At 42.0% G+C, this 21,129-nt stretch carries 14 protein-coding genes and 2 pseudogenes; 1 reads left to right on the top strand and 15 read right to left on the bottom strand.

Annotated features, from left to right (window positions below; all coding sequences use genetic code 11):
• Positions 1-148: 148 nt before the first annotated feature.
• From recG to DXA05_RS15055, 7 genes and pseudogenes are all read right to left on the bottom strand, one after another.
• Positions 149-2,245 carry an ATP-dependent DNA helicase RecG gene (gene recG, locus DXA05_RS15025; protein WP_128859328.1) on the bottom strand — a complete coding sequence of 699 codons (2,097 nt, stop codon included), beginning with the start codon at positions 2,243-2,245 and terminating at the stop codon, positions 149-151.
• On the bottom strand, positions 2,246-2,905 hold the full coding sequence (locus DXA05_RS15030; RefSeq protein WP_128859329.1) for a 2-C-methyl-D-erythritol 4-phosphate cytidylyltransferase: 660 nt from the start codon (positions 2,903-2,905) through the stop codon (positions 2,246-2,248).
• Positions 2,906-2,912: 7 nt separating this feature from the next.
• Positions 2,913-3,464, bottom strand: a complete 552-nt coding sequence (locus DXA05_RS15035; protein ID WP_008020485.1) for a DJ-1 family glyoxalase III — start codon at positions 3,462-3,464, stop codon at positions 2,913-2,915.
• A gap of 27 nt (positions 3,465-3,491) precedes the next feature.
• Positions 3,492-4,364 carry a TonB family protein gene (locus tag DXA05_RS15040; protein WP_128859330.1) on the bottom strand — a complete coding sequence of 291 codons (873 nt, stop codon included), beginning with the start codon at positions 4,362-4,364 and terminating at the stop codon, positions 3,492-3,494.
• 6 nt (positions 4,365-4,370) lie between these two features.
• On the bottom strand, positions 4,371-4,787 hold the full coding sequence (locus DXA05_RS15045) for a biopolymer transporter ExbD (RefSeq protein ID WP_004305499.1): 417 nt from the start codon (positions 4,785-4,787) through the stop codon (positions 4,371-4,373).
• Positions 4,788-4,833: 46 nt separating this feature from the next.
• Entirely contained in the window at positions 4,834-5,553 is a 720-nt protein-coding gene (locus DXA05_RS15050) for a MotA/TolQ/ExbB proton channel family protein (protein WP_008020483.1), read from the bottom strand.
• Positions 5,550-6,265: pseudogene (locus DXA05_RS15055) on the bottom strand (pyridoxine 5'-phosphate synthase). Before DXA05_RS15055 ends, DXA05_RS15050 begins: the two are co-directional and overlap by 4 nt.
• 148 nt (positions 6,266-6,413) lie before the next feature.
• Between DXA05_RS15055 and DXA05_RS15060 the strand changes: the two are divergent.
• Positions 6,414-7,286: an NAD kinase gene (locus DXA05_RS15060; protein WP_165861522.1), complete on the top strand. Its 873-nt coding sequence runs from the start codon at positions 6,414-6,416 to the stop codon at positions 7,284-7,286.
• A gap of 12 nt (positions 7,287-7,298) precedes the next feature.
• On the opposite strand, the gene DXA05_RS15065 is transcribed toward DXA05_RS15060, so the two are convergent.
• The 8 genes and pseudogenes from DXA05_RS15065 to DXA05_RS15095 all read right to left on the bottom strand — a co-directional run bounded on the left by DXA05_RS15065 (position 7,299) and on the right by DXA05_RS15095 (position 20,934).
• Complete coding sequence (locus tag DXA05_RS15065; RefSeq protein WP_128859331.1) at positions 7,299-8,171, bottom strand: hypothetical protein; 873 nt, start codon at positions 8,169-8,171, stop codon at positions 7,299-7,301.
• Between the two features lie 174 nt (positions 8,172-8,345).
• Complete coding sequence (locus DXA05_RS15070; RefSeq protein ID WP_128859332.1) at positions 8,346-10,040, bottom strand: hypothetical protein; 1,695 nt, start codon at positions 10,038-10,040, stop codon at positions 8,346-8,348.
• A gap of 33 nt (positions 10,041-10,073) precedes the next feature.
• Entirely contained in the window at positions 10,074-11,942 is a 1,869-nt protein-coding gene (locus DXA05_RS15075) for a hypothetical protein (RefSeq protein ID WP_128859333.1), read from the bottom strand.
• Positions 11,929-14,110 (bottom strand): annotated as a pseudogene (locus DXA05_RS15080) (alpha-N-acetylglucosaminidase). Before DXA05_RS15080 ends, DXA05_RS15075 begins: the two are co-directional and overlap by 14 nt.
• 136 nt (positions 14,111-14,246) lie before the next feature.
• Entirely contained in the window at positions 14,247-15,707 is a 1,461-nt protein-coding gene (locus tag DXA05_RS15085; protein ID WP_128859334.1) for a DUF3823 domain-containing protein, read from the bottom strand.
• A gap of 20 nt (positions 15,708-15,727) precedes the next feature.
• Entirely contained in the window at positions 15,728-16,225 is a 498-nt protein-coding gene (locus DXA05_RS27735; protein ID WP_284515575.1) for a RagB/SusD family nutrient uptake outer membrane protein, read from the bottom strand.
• A 17-nt stretch (positions 16,226-16,242) separates the two neighbouring features.
• Positions 16,243-17,577, bottom strand: coding sequence for a RagB/SusD family nutrient uptake outer membrane protein (locus DXA05_RS15090; RefSeq protein WP_284515576.1), 1,335 nt, complete (start codon positions 17,575-17,577; stop codon positions 16,243-16,245).
• Positions 17,578-17,583: 6 nt separating this feature from the next.
• Complete coding sequence (locus DXA05_RS15095) at positions 17,584-20,934, bottom strand: TonB-dependent receptor (protein ID WP_284515577.1); 3,351 nt, start codon at positions 20,932-20,934, stop codon at positions 17,584-17,586.
• Positions 20,935-21,129 lie beyond the last annotated feature (195 nt).

Raw genomic sequence — 21,129 nt, forward strand, 5'->3', positions numbered from 1 at the left:
AAAGGCAAGAGAGTTATTAACTATTTTTCAGATGCTTAGTACAAAAAGAGGGAACAATTGAGCCGTTAAACTCCTATAAATAGGGAGGATAGGGACAAAATATGTTTTGCAACACATTTACGCAAATAACTGCATGTTTAACCGTTTTTCAACTTATGGCAGCCCAGTTAACATTCGTTTTCCGCAAGGCTTTAAGTTGCCGCCACAAGATTTCATTCTCGGGATTCTGTGCCGCAGGGTCTTGTTCCACAATACTTTCAGCTATGGCACGAACGTATTGCAACAGTTGCCCGTCGCGTACAATATCCGCAATCTTCAAATCGAAAGCGATGCCGCTTTGCTGTGTACCTTCAAGATCACCGGGGCCACGCAATTTCAAATCGGCCTCGGCTATTTCGAAACCATCATTAGTGCGTACCATGATTTCCAATCGTTTCCGGGTGTCCTCCGTCAACTTATAATTCGTCACCAGAATACAATAAGACTGTTCCGCTCCACGTCCTACCCGGCCACGCAACTGATGCAACTGCGAAAGCCCGAAACGTTCTGCATTTTCAATAATCATCACCGAAGCATTCGGGACGTTCACTCCGACTTCAATAACGGTAGTAGCCACCATGATCTGCGCTTTGCCCGAAACAAAAAGCTGCATTTGCTCATCCTTCTCGGCTGGTTTCATTTTGCCATGCACTTTACAAACCGTACATTTGGGAAACTCTTCCAGAACATGTTGATATCCTTCTTCAAGGTTCTTCAAATCAATCTTTTCGCTTTCTTTAATCAGCGGATAGACAATGTAGACCTGACGTCCTTCTTCAATTTGTTTGCGCACCGAACGGTACATACTTTCCCGACGGTTATCAAATTGGTGAATGGTAGTAATCGGTTTTCTCCCGGGTGGAAGCTCGTCGATAATAGACACGTCCAAATCACCATACAATGTCATTGCCAAAGTGCGTGGGATCGGGGTAGCAGTCATCACGAGCACATGTGGAGGTTGAACATTCTTACTCCAAAGGCGGGCGCGTTGCGCCACACCAAAGCGATGCTGTTCGTCAATAACAACGAAACCTAAAGAAGAGAAATTGACAGTATCTTCAATAACGGCATGCGTTCCTATTAATATCTTCACATCTCCGGTCAGCAATCCGGTCAGAATCGCTTCCCGCCTTTTGCCTTTAATAGAGCCTGTCAGCAGTTCGACACGGATATCCATGCCAAAGAGCAGTTCTTTGATCGTTTCATAATGCTGGTTCGCCAAAATTTCGGTGGGCGCCATCATGCAAGCCTGATAACCGTTATCCAACGCCAACAACATACTCATCAAGGCAACCAGTGTTTTCCCGCTTCCTACATCTCCCTGCAAGAGGCGGTTCATCTGCCTGCCACTGCCGACATCGTTCCGTATTTCCTTCAATACCCGCTTCTGTGCACCTGTCAGTTGAAAAGGAAGATTCTTTGTATAAAATGTATTGAACACATCTCCCACTTTCTCAAAGATATATCCACGATATCTTTTTTGTCTGTCTTTGGCGTAGCGGAGGATATTCAGTTGAACATAAAACAGTTCTTCGAACTTAAGGCGATATTGCGCCCTGCGAAGCACATCGGGATTGGTCGGGAAGTGGATATTCCGGAGAGCTTCCGTCAAAGGCATCAGATGATGTTCCGCCAGCAATTTGGAAGAAAGTGTTTCAGGCAGAGGCTCCTGTATTTGTTGAATCACCGTTGCCATCATCTTCTCAATCGCGTGAGAGTTGAGGAAACTGCGCTTCATCTTCTCCGTCGTATTATAATAAGGTTGCAGTCCCACCGAAGAAAGTTTCAAATCTTCCGGCTTGTCTACATCGGGATGCGCCACATTGATACGTCCGTTGAAAACAGTCGGTTTGCCGAAGATGATATATTCCTCGTGCAGTTTATACTTACCTAAGATATACTTAATGCCTTGAAACCACACCAGATCCACGACTCCCGTACCATCCGAGAAATGCGCCGTCAAACGACGTTGACGTCCTTCGCCAATGGTTTCGAAACCGAGAATTTCTCCTTTCAACTGGATATACGGCATATTGCCATCTATTTCGTGAATGTAATAGATGCGGCTCCGGTCAATATATTTATAAGGGAAATAATAAATTAAATCGTGCAAGGAGTAGATTTCCAACTCCTTATTTAATACAGCGGCTTTTTGAGGGCCTACACCGGAGATAAATTTTATGTCGCGTGTGGCTAAATCGAACATTTATAAAAGAGCACTCCCTACTTTTAAATCGAAAGGAGTCGTTATTTTTATATTTTCACGGTTACCTTCCGCCAGATACACAGGTATTCCCATTGCTTCGACAACGGAAGCGTCATCTGTAAAGAAGGGAGTAAATTCTTGTGTATATGCTTGTTTCAACAACTCTACATCGAAAACCTGCGGTGTTTGCACCAGCTTGTAATCATTCCGGCTGACCGTTTCACTTCCGGCATCTGTCAGATGGCGAAGTGTCTCTACCACATCCACCACAGGAATCACTGCTTTCTGCACTTTTGCCAAGTCATAACAACGGCGAATCACTTCTACCGACACAAACGGACGTACTCCATCATGCACCCCTACCAGTCCCGGCCCTTGCACCAGTGCCAGACCATTCTTTACAGAGTGAAAACGTGTTTCGCCTCCATCGGCAAGGATGTGTTCCACCGCAAAGCTGTGTTTTTGGCAAAGTTGCTTCCAAAAGTCCTGCTGTTCCCGTGGAAGCACTACTATGATTTGAAGTGTTTCGTCATATCTCCTGAATACTTCCAGGGTATGCATCAACACAGGTTTATCACCCATGGGAAGGAATTGTTTCGGGAGGTCACTTCCCATTCGCAAGCCCTTTCCACCGGCGACAATGATTACATATTTCTTCATGGACGGTTTAGCGTTTAACACACATCGCTTCTACCAGTTCGTCTACTTTTTCTTTACCTACCAACAGGTCAACGATTGTCAAAGCAAATTCCATGGCAGCACCCGGTCCCATACCGGTAATGATGTTTCCATCACGTACGACAGGTTCATTTACACATTCTGCACCATCCAGATATTGTTCAAAACTCGGATAACAGGTAGCCTTCTTTCCTTTCAGCAGTCCCAGCTTACCCAACACCATCGGAGCAGCACAAATGGCCGCAATAGGTTTACCTTTTGCGGCAAAATCAAGAATCAATTTACGCAACCCTTCGTGCTTGTCAAGTGTGGCAGCTCCCGGCATTCCTCCCGGCAACAGCAGCAGTTCTGCATCGAAGAAATCGCAATTCTCGAAGTTGATATCGCAAAGGACAGATACGTCATGTGCTCCCACTACAATTTCATCCGGTGTAACGGATACGATTTCTACATTAAGTCCGGCACGTCTCAACGTGTCAATAGCAGTAAAGGCTTCAATTTCTTCAAAACCATCTGCAAAAAAAGCGTATACAGTTCCCATAATCCTTTATATATTTGGTTAATGATACTATCTCAAGTTAAAATAATAGGTGATTGTCCCTGTCTGGTTATTCACCCCATCTATCGTATTAAAACGGGCTTTCTTCGCTGCATCCTCCGCTGCCTTACGCAAAGCGGAATTTACCGTATTCGTTTGAGGGCTAATACTGGTCGATATCACTTGCCCTGCAGGATTCACGGTGATATTCACCACTACACGTCCTTCTTCCTGCACATTATATACAGGCTTCGGCAAACTGCCCGTACCTAAAGAACGTCCGCCAAGGTCAAATGTTCCGTAACCTCCGGTTCCGGTCTTCGCTCCGGTAGAAGAGTTTCCCTCCTTGCTACCTTCGGTTCCCGTGCCACTAGCCGCTGTTCCTTTATTTCCTGTCATTTGCGCTCCCTTTCCAAACGCACCGGACACCCTCTTTCTGGCAGCTTCTTCGGCAGCCTTACGTTCACGTTCCGCTTTTTCTTCTGCCAGTCGTTTCGCTTCCGCAGCTTTTTCGGCTTCCGTTTTTTCGGGCTTCTTCACCGGTTCTTTCGGCTTGACCACCTCTTTAGGTTTCACCGTTTCTTTTTTCGGTTCTTCCGTCTTAGGTTTCAGGGTTACTGTTTCCTCTTCAGCCTGCGTCAATAAATCCTGTTCCGAAGGAAGTTCCGGTGCTGTTTCCGCGGGTGCTGCCGCATCTTCATCCATGATATCCACGTCTACCAGAGAGGGATCATCGAAGCCACTTGCTGCGTCTACATTTCCCATCATTACAGGCACTCCGCCTGCATCTTCATCCGGTTGAGGGACAGTAAAACTCACCAGAATCAAAAGAGCAATCACTGCCACATGCACCAACAGTGCACCCAGCGCTCCTATGTATTCACCCTTTTTTCTTCTGTCCATTGTTTCTTATTTGTTTTCAGGCGGGCGTGTAGCCAGCACCATCTTAAAATGATTCTCGTTTGCAATGTTCAATACCCTTACGATCTCACGGTAAGGTACCGATTCATCCGCATACAATGCCACGTACATTTCCGGCTCCTTCTCTGCGCAACTCTGCAAGAATGAAGTCAGGTCGTTCAGCGCCACCGGCTGCTCTTTTTCATTGCCGAAAGCGGCATAGAAATTCAAGTCTTTATCGATAACCACTCTTGTCAGCGGTTTGGCCGAAGTCTGCTGCTTGCCTTGCGGCAACAGGACTTTGATGGCATTGGGCGACACCACCGTAGAGGTTATCATAAAGAATATCAGCAACAGGAAGATGACGTCCGTCATGGAAGCCATGCTGAAATTGGGCGATACTCTATTTCTTCTTTTTAATCCCACTTTGTTAGTGATTAAGGGTTAGTGATTAATAGGTTGGCATATCGATTCACTTTCCAGCCGGCTCGTTCAGCAAGTCCATGAACTCCATTGTACGAGATTCCATTTTATTTACCACACGGTCTACCAGCATCACCAGATAATTGTAGGCAAACATAGCAATGATACCGACAATCAGACCACCGACCGTAGTAATCATAGCTTCATAGATACCACCGGAAAGCAAAGTGATATCAATGTTCCCACTTCCGGCATTTGCCATTTCGTAAAATGCACGTACCATACCGGTCACCGTACCGAGGAATCCGAGCATCGGAGCACCTCCGGAAATAGTTGCCATTACAGTCAATCCTTTTTCCAGCTTCGCCACTTCAATATTACCTACATTCTCAATAGCTACCTGCACATCGTTAATAGGACGTCCCAAACGGCTGATCCCTTTTTCTATCATACGTGCCGAAGGGGTGTTTATCGTACGGCAATAGTTAATAGCCGCTTTGATCTCACCGCTATGAATATAGTCTTTAATCCGCTCCATAAACATCGGGTCCTCTTTTCCTGCCTTACGAATCATGTAGTTACGTTCAAACAGGATATAAAAACAGACAACCGACAATACACCCAGCACAATCATAATCCATCCACCCTTGATAGCCATATCAAGCATGTTCATTTCAGGAGCGTTCACCTCCGTCAATACGGGGTTGGCAGTAGCCAGCGAATCGGCCATATTCATAGCCCCTTGGGCTAACAAGATCATTGCATTCATGAGCGTAGACAGTTTTTATATTCCTGAATGGTACGTTCGAGTCCCAGATACAATGCATCGCTAATCAACGCATGTCCGATGGAGACTTCATCCACCCAAGGAATGTTTTTATAGAAATAATTTAAATTAACCAGACTCAAGTCGTGTCCGGCGTTCAATCCGATACCCAGTTTACGGGCAGTCTTCGCGGCTTCGATAAAAGGAGCGATGGCAGCTTCCGGATTCTTCGGATAGTTCGTTGCGTATGGTTCGGTATACAGTTCGACACGATCCGCTCCCGCTTTTGCTGCATATTCCACCATTTCAGGATCGGCTGCCACAAAAACGGAAGTACGAATACCGGCGCTGTTAAACTGATCGAGCACTTCAGTCAGGAATTCCAGATTTGCTTTGGTGTCCCAACCGGAATTAGAAGTAATCTGTGAAGGATCGTCGGGGACCAAAGTTACTTGATGAGGTTTGACTTTCAACACCAGGTCAATAAATTCCGGAGCGGGATAACCTCGATATTAAATTCCGTGCGCAACAAAGGGCGCAAATCATATACATCTGAACGACGAATGTGGCGTTCATCGGGACGAGGATGAACAGTGATACCGTCTGCACCAAAAGATTCACAATCAAGCGCTACCTTTACTACATCGGGAACATTTCCTCCGCGAGCATTCCTTAGCGTAGCAATCTTGTTTATGTTTACACTTAATTTAGTCATAGTTCTACGTTATATTTGCCGCAAAAATACAAATATTATTATTAGTTGCCTAATAATACGAAACGCATTATGGGTTCTTTTTTGGTTATTTAAAGTAGAAATCCAAGAAAAAATGCCAAATTTGCATCCTGAACTAATGATGTTGCTTATGAAATTTGCCATTTTCGGAAATACTTATCAGGCTAAAAAGTCCTCTCATGCGCTAAGGTTGTTCCAACTATTGAGAAGGCAGAAAGCAGAAATTTGTATGTGCAGGGACTTTTATCAATTCCTGACTACAGAGCTCAAAATGGATATTCATGCCGATCACTTGTTTGACGGAGATGATTTTGATGCCGATATGGTAATCAGTATCGGAGGCGACGGCACATTCCTGAAAGCTGCCCGTCGCGTAGGAAGAAAAGGAATTCCTATTTTGGGAATTAACACAGGCCGTTTGGGCTTTCTGGCAGATATTTCTCCCGAGGAGATGGAAGAAACGTTCGATGAAATCCAAGCCGGAAGATATAGTGTGGAGGAACGAAGCGTGCTTCAACTCATCTGTGATGAAAAACGTCTTCAGGATTCTCCTTATGCTCTCAATGAAATTGCAATTCTTAAACGGGACAGTTCGTCAATGATTAGTATCCGAACAGCAATCAATGGAGCCTATCTGAATACTTATCAGGCTGACGGACTGGTCATTGCAACTCCTACCGGCTCTACCGCTTATTCATTAAGCGTAGGCGGTCCGATTATGGTTCCCCATTCCAGCACGGTTGTCATCACTCCGGTAGCTCCACATAGCCTCAACGTCCGTCCTATCGTTATCCGTGACGACTGGGAAGTCACATTGGATGTGGAAAGCCGGAGCCATAATTTCCTCGTTGCTATTGACGGGAGGAGCGAGACTTGCAAAGAAACAACTCAACTCAAGATCCGCCGGGCAGATTATAGCGTAAAAGTAGTCAAACGCTTCAATCATATCTTTTTCGATACACTCCGCAGCAAAATGATGTGGGGAGCGGATGGAAGACGATAGATAGATGGAAAACTAATCTAACATAAACGTCTGCGAACCAATCAGATTGCCACCTTCGAAGATATCAACGCGATAGTTTCCGGCATATAAGAATTCCTCTACATCCCAGAATACATTCACGTTCTGTTCTTCTCCGTTATATTCAATATACTTCTTAATTGAATAAACCAATGTACGGTTTTCATAAGGGAAAGTATTGGATGCACTCTTGGTCAGTACATCATTATCGGGTTTGGTTATACGTACATAGATGGTACGTTCCCCGTTTTCAGCAGTTATATTCTTCACGATTGTGAAACTGATAGCCAATTTCACCACATCTTTCACCTTCTTCGCCACTTTACCGCGTTTATTGCGTGGTTCGATACGAATATTAGTTGCATCGAGTTGTGCGGCTAACGTCACCTTCTTATCCAGATTTTTCTTTTCTTCGGAAAGGTTACTGATTTGTTGTGAAGCCTGATTATATTTTTGGGTTACTTCTGCAATGACCTGTTTCTGCTGTTTATTAATCCTATCTAATGAATCAATCTGATTGACATAGCCTACTAATACTTTACGCAAAGTAGCCAACTCTTTCTTCAAACGACGAATTTCTGTCGCATTCGAGCTCTTTACCGTGCGGAGCTCTTCCAAAAGACGCTGTGTCTTCAATTGTTCTTGTTCCAGTAATTGTGATAAAGAGTCATTAGTAACTGTAAACTTCAACTCATCATACCTTTGCATAAACTGACTATATTCGTTTTCCAGTTCTTCCTTGTCTAATTGGAATTCCTGCACTAACTCCCGGTTAGCTTGTTTCTCGGTAAATAATAAATAAGTAATACCAATAATAGCTATCACCAAGATAGCCACGGCCGCAATAAGAAGGCTTTTTTTACTCATAGTTTCAGTTGTGAATTGATAACGTGCGCAAAAGTAATCATTTCGCAACAGAAGTCAAGCAGAAAAGCAGAGAGTTTTTTTATCCCCCTCTGCTAATCCATACAATTTTAACTTATTTGCTTGCTAACTTATTCAGTTCAGCAGGTGTTACTACTGTAACCAATAAACATCTTGCTACTTTTTCTTAAAAGAATGAAAGACAAGTCCCGGAATATTATTCGTTACTAGTTTAAGATCACCCATATTTAAATACAATGCATTCTTACATTGAGTCTGATATTGTTTTACCCCAATCTGTTCCACTATATTCTGTACAACCTCTTCACAAGGAGAATTTATTCCATCGGATAGGTCCCACAATTCTTCCACATTATCGTTGCGTTTAGTAACCGAACAGAATCCTCTTTTTTTCAATTCCTGTACCAACTCATCTTTCCCGACACGTGCATTCACGTGTACGGTTTTATTTTCCAAAAGAGCACCTTTTTCATAAACATCCACCACTTTCTGTATATCACGTTTTATCCTGTCAATCGTTGATACAGGAGGGACAAACTGCCAAAACAATAATGGAATATATCCTTGAGTCAACTCATACAAAGGTTGTGATATTAAATATTCATTTAAATAAGTCCCCTGTACGGAAACCTTTGTTTGCTCCCGATTCTTATACATAAAATACATACCCATATTTGCACCGAGATTATACATATCCATCATATCATGAGTAGCAATCAAAGAATAAACTTGTGCCGGAGTATGTTCACAAATACCTTTTGATATATTATCGATCTGCCTGTTGACAACACCGCTCTCCCAATCGGCCAAGTCCTTACCTTTTTCAAGAGATAACGTATCATAGTCCACGACATTTCTTGATATCGTTTTGATGTCATGCTCTGAACCGGATTGGGTATATAAAATATAAAGAGAGCCGTCTGCATACTCCTGACCATCCACTCCGGTTTTACTAAGTTTCCGACAATAAGATTCACTTTTCACGTCTTCCCCTATGCCTGCGATAATTACATTTTCTACTTCATGTTCTATTATAAACTTCCGATATTCATCAGGCAAAGCCAATAATTTTATCCAGGCAACTCCGACATCATCCATGGAAGCATCATATCCCAATGTCGCATAACAGGGTACTCCAGCTTGCGAGGAATATTCTAATATAGAAGAAACTTCTTTGGTAGAATTGACAGAAACCAAAAAATGTAATGGCAATACGGGAGCCTCCATAGCTGCAGAAAGATAAGGTACCGCCGGTACTCCCGTAGCTATTATCACAGTTTTAAGTTTCTTCGACTTACCCAAATACTCATTATATAAATCTACTGTATGCTGAACGGATTGTTGAAGGAAATCAGGTGTCCCCCATACCGGTTTGGGACCTCCTCCCGGACCAATCCGCCATGTATGGCTCACACCTGCCGTCAGATTAGCTAAAGATTTTTGGACAGCATATTCCGCACTCATCCCACCATCAAGCATAAACACATTCAAACCTTTATATTCCTCTTTAGCAATCTGATAGGTAGTCAACATTCCGGGAGTTACCACCCTAAAATAAGAAGAATATGTCAACTGTCCCTCCTCTTTTTGATAAACACCTACGGCTGCAGGCGTAAATTCTGAAGGAACTTCCCAAACAAATGGTTCTCCGCCAATCTCCGCAAGAACCGGTTCTCCTTTCTTGGAGAGATATTTCAGTATAATCGTTTTACCTTCTGACTTCCCATCAAAAGTAAACACAACCTTCTCCCCTTGTGAATAAACGAATTTATCCGTCAGCACACGAGCTCCAATCTCTCCTCCTGCCAATAGTGCAATGAAGAAAGTTACCATCAATTGTTTTATATTCATTTCGTTAGTTTAAATCTTAAATCCGATGTTATATCAATGTTCTACTAATCTCATATTTCCAACCTGTGCACAAATAGTACGAAGCTCCTCCAATGTCAGGTACTCCATCGACTTAACCGTATTCCGATACTTCTGCACTCCAATACGTTCAATTATATCATAAGCAAATTCTTCAGCCGAACCTATTTTATGATTAATGCGTCCCAAATACTCTTCCGTTTCTCCATCATCTTCCGGATTCCATTTATCTACACTCTGCCTAATTCTAATATTCTCCGAAGTGACACCTCTTGCTGTCAGCTCGTCATAAAACTCATAGCGTCTCATATTAGAATTCAGATAGAAAGATCCCTCATACAGATGATCGACAACATCAGGAAAATACCCGGCAATAGCTGGCTTCAGATAACCATCAATACGTTCTACTGTAGAAGCCGCCGAATTAAATTGCCAATATAATAAAGGTACATATCCAACAAACGCTTCATATTGAGGGTGATTCGTAAGATACTCGTTAAAAATAACTCCATTCACAAAAGGTGCCTGCAACTTGCTTTGATTCTTTTTTATATATTGAAGCGTCAGGAAAGAAGATATATTGTACAAAGCCATCATATCATCAGTCTCAATCGTATAAGCTTTCACATTTGCCATCGCTTGCGCAGAGCCAGATATATTGGTTATCTGATCATCAACAATTCCGCTTTCCCAATCAGATATATACTGTCCTTCACCCAATTTTAACTGATTATAGTCATACAACCGATGTTTCAGTGCGTCAATGTCAGCATCCGAACCAAAGTTAGTATACAATATATATAAAGAACCAGGTGCATATTCATCGGTAATTGTATTCTGCGTCAAAACCCTTCGAGAATAAGACTCTCCATGTCCTTCCTGACCTACTCCATAAATATAGACTTCTTCTACCTGATGATCTTTTATAAATTGCTTATATTCTTCCGGCAAATCCAATAATTTTATCCAGGCAACTCCCACTCCGGGCATAGAACCGTCATAACCCAATGTGGCATAAGAGGCATATCCATTTTGATTGGAATAATCGAGTATAGCTTGTACTTCGGAAGCAGAATTAGCCGATACCAGATAATGAATAGGTAAATAGGCTGCCCCCATCATTGTTGCAAAGTAAGAAACAGATGCGATCCCCGTTCCAATCACCACTCTCTTTATCTTTGTGGCAGCTCCGATCTCCGAATTGTAAAGCTCAACAGTTTTGCGAACGGAACGTTGCAAAAACTCCGGAGTAGGCACAACCGGATAAGTACCACCCTGCGGAGCCTCCTCCATGGTGGCAGCTATTCCCTGATCGAAAGCAACTATCGTTTTTAATACACCGAACCCGGCACTCATATCTCCTATCTGACGATAAACAGGAAGTCCCTGATAATCTAACTTTTGAATATCGTAAGTCAACAGCGACTGCTCGTTGACAGCTCTGAAATATGTTCCGTCAATTGTAGTGGTTATCCCATCTTCAAAATCTAACAGGAACTTGACAGCACAGAAGGAAGAAGGCTTTAATGCAGCTGGAAGGGTATACAGTGTCCCGGCATCCACAGGAACAGATTGTCCCGGTTCTATTTGAATATGGGAAGCAACAGACTTTTCTGTCAATACACACCCTCCATCATCCAAGTTCTGAATCACCACTTTTACTTCACGAATATCCATCGGATAGTTCGTTTCATTTTTCAAGGTAAAAGAGCAATTTACAGGATCTCCCGGCCAATAGGCAACTTTATTTAATTTCACATCAGAGGCTTTAGCCATTGTTGTACGAAAGCCATCATCAACAACTTCCGAATCTTTGCATCCGCTCATGATAGCCAATGCAGAAAAAGCGATGATTATACTTGAAATATAACTAATTATTCTCATTGTGTTTTTCTTTTAAAATTGAATCCTTGTATTTATTCATCAATAAAGTAGCAATCTCAACAACATTACCAACCGGTTCGGAAGGATAACGTTCATGTGACTTGACCCAGTCAATTTCAAACTGCGTCACTCTTTGATGAAAAGCATCAGCATTAAACGGCTGCTTGTTAGAAACAGAGCGAATAACTTCATCTATAAACATTTCCCAACGAGGCGCATAATATCCCGATACTAAACCTCCCCAAGTACGATTTGCGTAATCGTTTAAACTCTGATCTTTATCTCCCCAGGTTGAAACGATAGTACGGGCATTTTCTTCGTAATAGTTTTTAGAGGCTTCGTCTGTACCTAATGAACGGGCATCTTCAATCCATTTTCCCAGTAAAAAAGAAGATTGTGTACTTAATAAAGTATCAACATCACGCAGTAGTTGTTTCATTTCAGCTCCTTTTTGTTTTAATAGCGGTAATTGCTTCCGGGAATAAGCTCCGCAAATTCATCGCGAAGCTTCCCGAAATAATTCCCCAGCACTTGCCTTCCTATATTAACAACATCATATTCATAAGCAGAATGTCGATGTTCTCCGGCTTTCAACAACATCTCCCATACCTCAAACAAAGTTTCATTGGAATACGCTACCGTAGGCGTAGTCGTCCAATTGCCATTTCCTTTTAAACAAGGACGCGCATTCATCAATGTCCCCTGTCCCAAAGCAGCTGGTACTGTATAAATACTGTCATAAAGCAATTTCCATGCCCGACGCATTTGTTGGTTTTTCAAGCCAATTCGCCTGTCTGCCAGTTGTTCTATCCATACAGAGTCCGGCAGATTACAATCCCATGCTTTACTGAAAACATATTCATACATGAAAGGATTTACATCAAACCCCTCCAAAGTAGAACCCAGTCCCGAAAAGTTTTCTCCACCATTGGTATATACATTTTCGATTCGTTTCCCCACTTCTTTGGTGTTTCCGGCAAGCATTGTATTTCCTCCGAAATTTCCTAAATAGCACCATAAATATGGTTGCCCGAAATACCGATCTGTCTGCTTCCAGACTTCAGTATTCTCACAATAATAGTCCAGTAGCAACAGTTTATCTTGAGGGACTGCTTTCAAGAAAGCTTCTACCCGTTCGTTTGTCCATAAATGTCGGTCAATATAGAATAACCATGTCATTTGTAACCAAGTAGCATCCGGATCGACATGCGTCATCGATTGATAAATATGCTTCGAGCAATTGGCTAAAAATTCCGGTTCCCAACTTGGAGGGGCTACTTCATTAAAAGGATCTGCCCCATAAATATGGTCTGTTCCGAACAACTTAGTTTGCTCTTCCAAAAACTCTTTCTGTATGGTTGCAAACAATGGATCAAGCGGATCCAGAAAGTGGCTTCTGTATTTATCCTCGAAACCTCCCCAAGAGCTCATCCGGCTAATCTTAGCTTCCGGATAGATTCTTTTAAGTTCCGACGGTACATGTCCGGCAAATGCAGGAAGTATGGGGCGCATATTAAATTGACGTTCACGGGCTACGATTTGTTTCTGCAATGCTTCTTGTGTATCCAGCCATTCTTTAGGCAGAGGCCCCTGCCAATAATCCAGGTTAGACATACGATGCCAAGGCAAGTGAGCAGGCCCTGTGAAATAGTTCCGTATTTCCTCATCCGTCAATCCTAATTTCGTCCATACGCGATACCAGACAGATTCTTGTCCGGTGATTGCCAAAGGCATATTGATTCCATTTAAAGCCATCCAGTCTATCAACCGTTCCCAATCCTTCCATGTCCACCATGGCATTGTATAACCGAGGTACAGTAATTAAGAAAGAATCGGTTCTTGCAACGGGCAGTCGAAGTTATTTTTGCCGGTGGCATGGGTAATACTTCCGGCATCTCCACCGTATCGTTCACATACCAGGAAACAGAGGTAAGGCAGTAATGATTCAGATAATAGTTCAGCCCTACAGCCATCGAATTTGCGTTATTTCCCCGTATTCGTACTATTCCTCCTTGCGCTTCTATTTCATACCAATCTTTATCAATCTTTTCTGATTGTTCAAAACTAAATTGGGAAGCATACTCCGGAAATAAACGTTCCACCATCTGTTGCATCGCTTTTTCATCTTCTGTACTTTCTTTGCAGGAAGAACACAATACGATCAACATCAGTAGAAATAAACATTTAATCTTATTACACATACTATTTATATTTTCATTTATATATTTCTTTTAAAAAACGAATGTATCCGATGTTACCCACTAGACACATTCGCTTGTCAAAGGGAGTAGTGTGATTACCGACCTAGTTGGTAATCGTCAGATGTGTAAGTCCCGCATCATCAAAATTCTTTTTAGTAAGCGGCACATCCGGTCCTATAATAACTGTGTTAAGTTTCTTCAGTTTCTTCAGAACTGTCAGGTCAACTTTCGGATTAATCGTTTTATCCACCGAGAAACCTTTACCCTTTATGATAGAAAGTGTTTCCAGATTAACAAAAGGTAAAATATCAACCAATGTTTGTATTTCTCCCTGAATCGTCAGTGATTTAAAGTTCTCTATATCCTGGCAAGCAGGCATACGGTCGGCAAATCCTATCAACCATGTGTCCCACCAATCGAAATATTCAAAACGTAAATCGGTAGTGGACCAGTCTTCGCCGATTGTAGGACCATATATCAATGCCCATTCACCGGATAATGATTTTTTAAATTCCGAATCATTGTAGAAAGGAACATTTTCCGGACGGGTGTTTGAGGCAGGTACATATTTATCCATCAAAGATTTAGTCTGTACTTCAATCGTTTGTTCCGGACCGGAAACTCCTTTCGCCAGAAGTTGTACTTTGATTGTACTCTTTTTATTATGAGGCAAATTGGCAACGTATGAATAATCCGTAGGTTTAAATTTATCCATCACCTCTTCACCATCCCGATCCGTATAAGAAACCTTTATCTCGTCAACAACGGGAGGAAATGCCCACTGCAAAACAGCGGAAGTGGCACTACTTACTCCGACAGCGGCTTCAATCGGTAAGGAAGACAAATCAATATCTGTCGTATTAATCACAGTCTGTTCTGAATAATTCCAGTAATCTCCTGCTGATTCCGTACGTCCCAAAGCTCTTAGATAATATGTGCTGTTAGGGTTTAAGAACAGAGTCTCCGTAAATTCTCCCGACAATTCTGTCAAATTCTTCTTTATTCGTTTGTAAGTATGTGAACCGCTTTCGCTTTCATTCATAGCCGTACGTTGTCCGGGATATTGCTCTTTGCCATATACCAATCCTATTTCCTGATTCTTGGAGCGTTCGTCATTTACCTGATAAGTAAAAGTGACGTTCGCTGTAATGCCGTACAACACTTCCACCTTCTTGATTTTCAATGTTACATTAGGGGTAACAATCAAGTCCATTTTCTTCAAACTACGAATATCACCATAAATGGTATCCAACTCAAAGAACGGTCCGTTCGCCCATACTTTATAACGGGAAGGATATACTTTGGTATTGCGATATGTTCCTTCAGGAAGTGTGTTATACTCCAAGGGAACCGCAACATTTCCATACTCCAGATCAAGTAACTTTAATTTAGCTCCATAATATTCGGTAGCCACCTTTTCACCGGTCAGCCTGTCAATAAAAGCGCCTTCGTAGCCACCGGTCAAATCGTCCACACGTTCGTCAAGTTCACACCCTGACAGATTCAGTGTTAACACTGCTAAAAGTAACAGTTTGATATTTATATATAATCTAGCTCTATTCATATTCTTTTCTTTTAGGGTTATCAATTCCAACCGTCATTCTGCACGATACCCGGGCTTTTGCTTAAAGGAAGCGGACAATAATAGTCTCTTTCCTCGAACCATTTCACTCTCGTAGCCAAATCCGGTGCTTCTACTTTCTCCAACGTATAATAAACGGAGACAGGAGAAGTTGTTTCATCGATATGAAGAATGGGATAGAGAGCCTTCAACGTTTTATTGTGCATCTTTTCTTCCCCAATGCGCCAACGCTTCAAGTCCCAATAACGGAATCCTTCATACATCAAGTCTATCCGGCGTTCATGCCGTACAACCTCCAAGTCCATCGTTTTGGCAGGCAATCCTCCATGTATACTACGCAATTGGTCAAAAGCGACTTGGGCAACCGCTAAATAGTCATTCACTCCATAGGTCGAAAGCTCAACGGCAGCTTCAGCCAAATTTAAAATAACCTCGCCATACCGAATAACGACTGCATCCTGATCGTTTTCTTGTATAAGATAATCATCCAGCCTCTTCACTCCATAAAGTGTTTTTTTCAGAAAAATCCCCAGTTAGTAGTTCCTGCGGCAGAAAGGTTCAAGAAGATACCATCTGCTCCACTTTTCATGTATTTTTCGTGACCGGGCACTTTCCCCGCTCCCATCCAATCTTCAGATTTTTCATAAGAATATTCTTCAGTAGTTCCATCTGTCCTTTTCACAAGTGTTTTCCGGTAAATAGAGAAACGTTCTCCCAAAAACTCTCCCCCCGGATAAATAACAGTGGCATCCAGACGTTTATCACGGTTTGCAAAAAAATCTTCGGGATTATTCTTTGAAGCGGCATAATCCAATGGCTGAATCTTGCCGTCTAATGTTTCAAATTGTTCGACAACATCTAAAGGAGGAACCATAAAGGCACAATAACTAGACCGTTTGATACGATAAGATTGGTACCAGTAATCTTCATATACAGCTACTCCTGTCTTGGCAACGTTAGCAAAACGGAAAATTATCTCATTATTATTTTCATCTTTTCCATTAAACAAATCGCCAAATTCAGTAGAGAGCGCATACTTACCATCATCAACGATTTCCTTTGCTGCTTTTGCCGCTTCCAATAAATATGTTTTCGCCATTTCTTTGCGGATTCCCTGGAAACTATTATTTGAAACTTTTCCATACTTAGCAATAGTCCCCGCATACAACATAGCCCTCGACTTCAACGCCAAAGCTGTATACCGATTGGCACGGTCACGATCTTCTGATGCAATACGCTGTACTTTCGGAAGCAATACAAGAGCCGAGTCCAAGTTATCTTTTATATAACCCCAGGATTTTTCCTCTGTAGAACGATTGTTGATGGAACTTACATCATCCAACGGACTTGAATACAAAGGCACGCCCCCATATCGTTTCACCATCTCAAAATACAGATAAGCACGAATAAAATAAGCCTCACCGACTGTACTCAACACCCCTTCATTATCCGAATTCTTATAAGTGGCGATAAACTTATTAACAATATTGATTGTCTTATAATTCCATACCGCCTCAAATATTTCACCTTTGCTTTGAGAAAAGACTCCTCCAAAAACAGTACCCGGAGTGTTATTTCTCATGACCCCATTCTCGTAGGTAATATTGCTCGCTCCATCATCGGTAAAAGCATCCAGATGATGTTGCCTGTACGACATTGCTCCGTCACCGATACAATGGATTGATTTACGTAATTCCGCATAATTGGATAAGAACTGTGCTTCTGCCAGTTCGGGATATTTGGCAATGTCCTCTTCACTAAGAATGGTTTTCGAATCGACAGTAAGCCAATCGCTACATCCACAGCACAAGCTCAATGCCAATACCATATATATGATAGATTTTACTTTCATAACCTGTTAGAATTTAAGATTTATACCTACATTAAATGACATGATTTGCGGATAGCTGGCAAACGAATACTGACTTTCAAGCTGTTCCGGATCAAAGAATTTCTGTGAGGAGAAGGTCAGGCAGTTATAAAGATTCGCATAAATCCTCAACTGTTTGATATTAGCCTTCTGGGTAATTCGTTGTGGCAAAGTATATCCCAATTCCACATTTTTCAGACGAATGTAACTTCCATTCCACATCCAAAAATTAGAACTTAGACGATTGATCGTTACTGATGTAAAATCCCGGACCGCAGGAAAATACCCGGGTATCCATTCTGAATTCGGATCAGTATAATCGGCACGATGCCAACGATCGCCGAAATATTCCCAAGTGTTCAAGTTAGTAGCTCCTTCCTGGAAAGCATCCATATCGAAAGCACCGATCTGGAAGTCCGACAATGCTCCTCCCTGCCAGAACATGGAGAAATCAACTCCCTTCCAGGAAAGTCCCAGGTTAATACCATATACTAACTCCGGATAAGCATTTCTTCCGATAGGACGTTGGTCATAATCATCAATATAGCCATCGCCATTCCAGTCTTCATACTTTAAGTCACCCGGCAATATGGCACTGTTATTATTCGAATTATTATGCATGGGCGCATTAACTATTTCTCCATACGACTGATAACGTCCAATACAGTTATATCCCCAACGTACGTTATTCCAATGTCCTTCAGTGTTCCATTTCCATTCGTCATAACCGCTTGTAAATCTTCCGTGCTCAATGTTCCCTTTCCGAGTCCTGGACCACGACATATTTCCTCCGACAAAATAGTTGACTTCTCCTATTTTATGCTGATGATTTAATGAAAATTCAAAACCACGGGTGTTGTCATGGTCTAAGTTATACCAAGTGGCTAATGCTCCTGCATTATCATTGGCCTTTTGTGCCGGAAGTCCCTTACGCTGACGATAGAACACATCTGCCGATCCGCTAAGTAAGCCATTCCACAACTTAAAATCAACACCTGCATTTATCATTGATGATGTAGCCCATGTAAAATCCGGATTAGGATTCAAAGTGGGGTTCAATCCATAGATGATGCGGTCGCCAAAATTCATCGGAGTACCCGGGTATTGATAGCCGCTTTGAAAATAGTATTGCTCATTATTGGCATAATATTGACTGGCAGCCGACAAGTCACCCAATTCTCCCCAGGAGGCACGAATTTTAAACTCATTCAAGACTTTCTTCAACGGGTTCATAAACTCTTCATTTGTCAGCATCCATCCTACAGAGGCAGAGGGAAAGAAGCCCCACTTATCGGCAAAATACTGGGCACCATCATATCGGAAGTTGAAATCGACAAAATACTTGGAACGGTAATCATAAGAGAAACGACCGATGAAAGAAGCCGTCCTGTATTTACGGAAAACTTCACTATTTGTCACTTGTTTATTGGCAATTCCACCCGCCATCATATCCAACACAGTAGAAGGAAATTCTCCACGAGACGTAACAGTAGAACGGTTTTCCGCATCCGAAAATTCAAAGACCAGTCCGCTGTTTATATTATGATTCCCGAACGAACGGATATAATTGATAAAACCTTGTCCGGTTATATTATAGGAAAAACCATCTTCCAAACTCAAACTTGCTTTATTGGCATTAGAGGCAGAAGCACTCTCATAATATTCCTGCGCATCTTCCCGATAACCCATATAAACGATATTCATATTCCAGTTCTTATTCCACGAATCAGATTGCGTATATCCCATCGTAGCCTTCAAAGAGAGCCCCTCTACAAAGGGAACCTTATACTCCAAAGAAAAATCCACATTCAGATTCTTGGCTATTTTCTTGGAATATCCGGATGCCTCTTTATCCGCCAATGCCATCGGATTCACCGTGCCTTCCCCACCAAAAGCATAATAGTCGTCATGCCCCGGCCACTTTACCGGAATATTCGGAGCCATATCTTTCATTTTGCGGGCTATCTCATACGAAGCGGATCTCGGATAATTCAGACTGTTAATGACAGCTCCCACTCCGACAGATAACTTCAAGTTTTTCAGTATATCCGCATCCAAATTACTACGGAAATTGAAACGATTCTTATCAGTAGAATTTGTTGACCAAATACCTCCCTGATATAAATAGCCGGCTGAAATAAAATAACTGACTTTATCTGTGCCTCCCGAAATATTGATATTGGACTGGGTGATGGGAGCGTTCTTTATCATTTCCTCATACCAATTGGTATTATAAGCATAGTCACGTGTAGCCATATCAGCGGGAGTAATCACCGCGTTCTTATCATTAATCAATTTCATATTAGCATAATATTCACCGACTAATGTCTGCCACAGCGGGGTTGATGCGGGCTGTGGATAGTTATGCGGCATTTGCAATCCAAAGCGTGTATTGATATCCAATGTCGTCGGTTTGTTTTTTCCTCCTCTTTTGGTCGTTACAAGAATAACTCCATTTGCTCCCTGCATCCCATAAACAGCGGCAGCCGATGCATCTTTCAATACGGAAACGGATTCTATTTCGGAAGGATCGATGTCACTATAGTTTCTTCCCGGAATACCGTCCACTACCACCAAAGCAGAACCAAAACCGCGAATCTTCAAATCGGCACCATCCGAACCCGGTTCGGCACTGGTCTGACGGGAAAAGACTCCGGACACACGCCCTGTCAACGCATTCTCCAGATTGGGGACTGTGGACTTAACTAATTCCTGATTGTTTATAGTCGAGACGGAACTGATTAATTTCTCACGTGTACGGGTCGTATATCCCACCACAACCACTTCATCAATTGTTTTTGTATCTTCAACCAACATTACTTCCGCCAGCTTATTCATTTCTTTTGCCGAATAAGTCATAGGAGCAAAACCGATATAGGAGAAAATAATCTGCGAATCATCCGAAGGCACATGGATGGAATAAGCACCATTAAGATCACTGACGGTCCCGATATTAGTACCTTGCACTACAATACTAACTCCAGGCAACGGTTCACGAGACTGGTCGAATACCACTCCTTTTACAATAGAGCTTTGACCTTCTTTCTTCGTTTTTTCCTGCAATACTTTCTTTTTAATAGTTATCTGTTTTTTATTAATGCTATAGGTAAGCTCCATGTTAGCAAAAACTTTATCCAGAATTTGCTCTACTGTCATGTTTTTGAAACGTGCAGGAACCTTCACATCCTTATCTATCAATACGTCATAGTAGAAAAAGACATAATCACTCTTTTCTTCTATCTTCTTAAAAAGTTCCATTAGTCCCAACTCTTTATAGTCCAAAGTAATTGTTTTCTTCTGGGCATACAATTCAGTAGGAAAAGCGGATAGCAGAAACACACCCAATGCTAGAAAAAAGCATATAAAGGGCCTTCTCACACTTAAGCAAGTGTGATTCTTTTTTTGATGTTTTTCATTCATCTGTTTAAGAATTAAAATTATACTTCAATATTTTAAGGCTATTCTATTACGAATAAAACTGGCTGGTATCCTTTTTCTCTCAAAAGGATAAATTAGAGTATGGTTTTTCACATA

The organism is Bacteroides sp. AM54-2NS, assembly GCF_003602935.1.
GTDB classification, from domain to species: domain Bacteria; phylum Bacteroidota; class Bacteroidia; order Bacteroidales; family Bacteroidaceae; genus Bacteroides; species Bacteroides xylanisolvens.

What these genes read in the sequence shown, in the direction of transcription:
- DXA05_RS15085 (WP_128859334.1), bottom strand. Translation starts at nt 15,707, where the DNA reads ATGAATAGAGCTAGATTATATATAAATATCAAACTGTTACTTTTAGCA.
- DXA05_RS15070 (WP_128859332.1), bottom strand. Translation starts at nt 10,040, where the DNA reads ATGAATATAAAACAATTGATGGTAACTTTCTTCATTGCACTATTGGCA.
- DXA05_RS15030 (WP_128859329.1), bottom strand. Translation starts at nt 2,905, where the DNA reads ATGAAGAAATATGTAATCATTGTCGCCGGTGGAAAGGGCTTGCGAATG.
- DXA05_RS15060 (WP_165861522.1), top strand. Translation starts at nt 6,414, where the DNA reads ATGAAATTTGCCATTTTCGGAAATACTTATCAGGCTAAAAAGTCCTCT.
- DXA05_RS15035 (WP_008020485.1), bottom strand. Translation starts at nt 3,464, where the DNA reads ATGGGAACTGTATACGCTTTTTTTGCAGATGGTTTTGAAGAAATTGAA.
- DXA05_RS15075 (WP_128859333.1), bottom strand. Translation starts at nt 11,942, where the DNA reads ATGAGAATAATTAGTTATATTTCAAGTATAATCATCGCTTTTTCTGCA.
- recG (WP_128859328.1), bottom strand. Translation starts at nt 2,245, where the DNA reads ATGTTCGATTTAGCCACACGCGACATAAAATTTATCTCCGGTGTAGGC.
- DXA05_RS15050 (WP_008020483.1), bottom strand. Translation starts at nt 5,553, where the DNA reads ATGAATGCAATGATCTTGTTAGCCCAAGGGGCTATGAATATGGCCGAT.
- DXA05_RS15040 (WP_128859330.1), bottom strand. Translation starts at nt 4,364, where the DNA reads ATGGACAGAAGAAAAAAGGGTGAATACATAGGAGCGCTGGGTGCACTG.
- DXA05_RS15090 (WP_284515576.1), bottom strand. Translation starts at nt 17,577, where the DNA reads ATGAAAGTAAAATCTATCATATATATGGTATTGGCATTGAGCTTGTGC.
- DXA05_RS15065 (WP_128859331.1), bottom strand. Translation starts at nt 8,171, where the DNA reads ATGAGTAAAAAAAGCCTTCTTATTGCGGCCGTGGCTATCTTGGTGATA.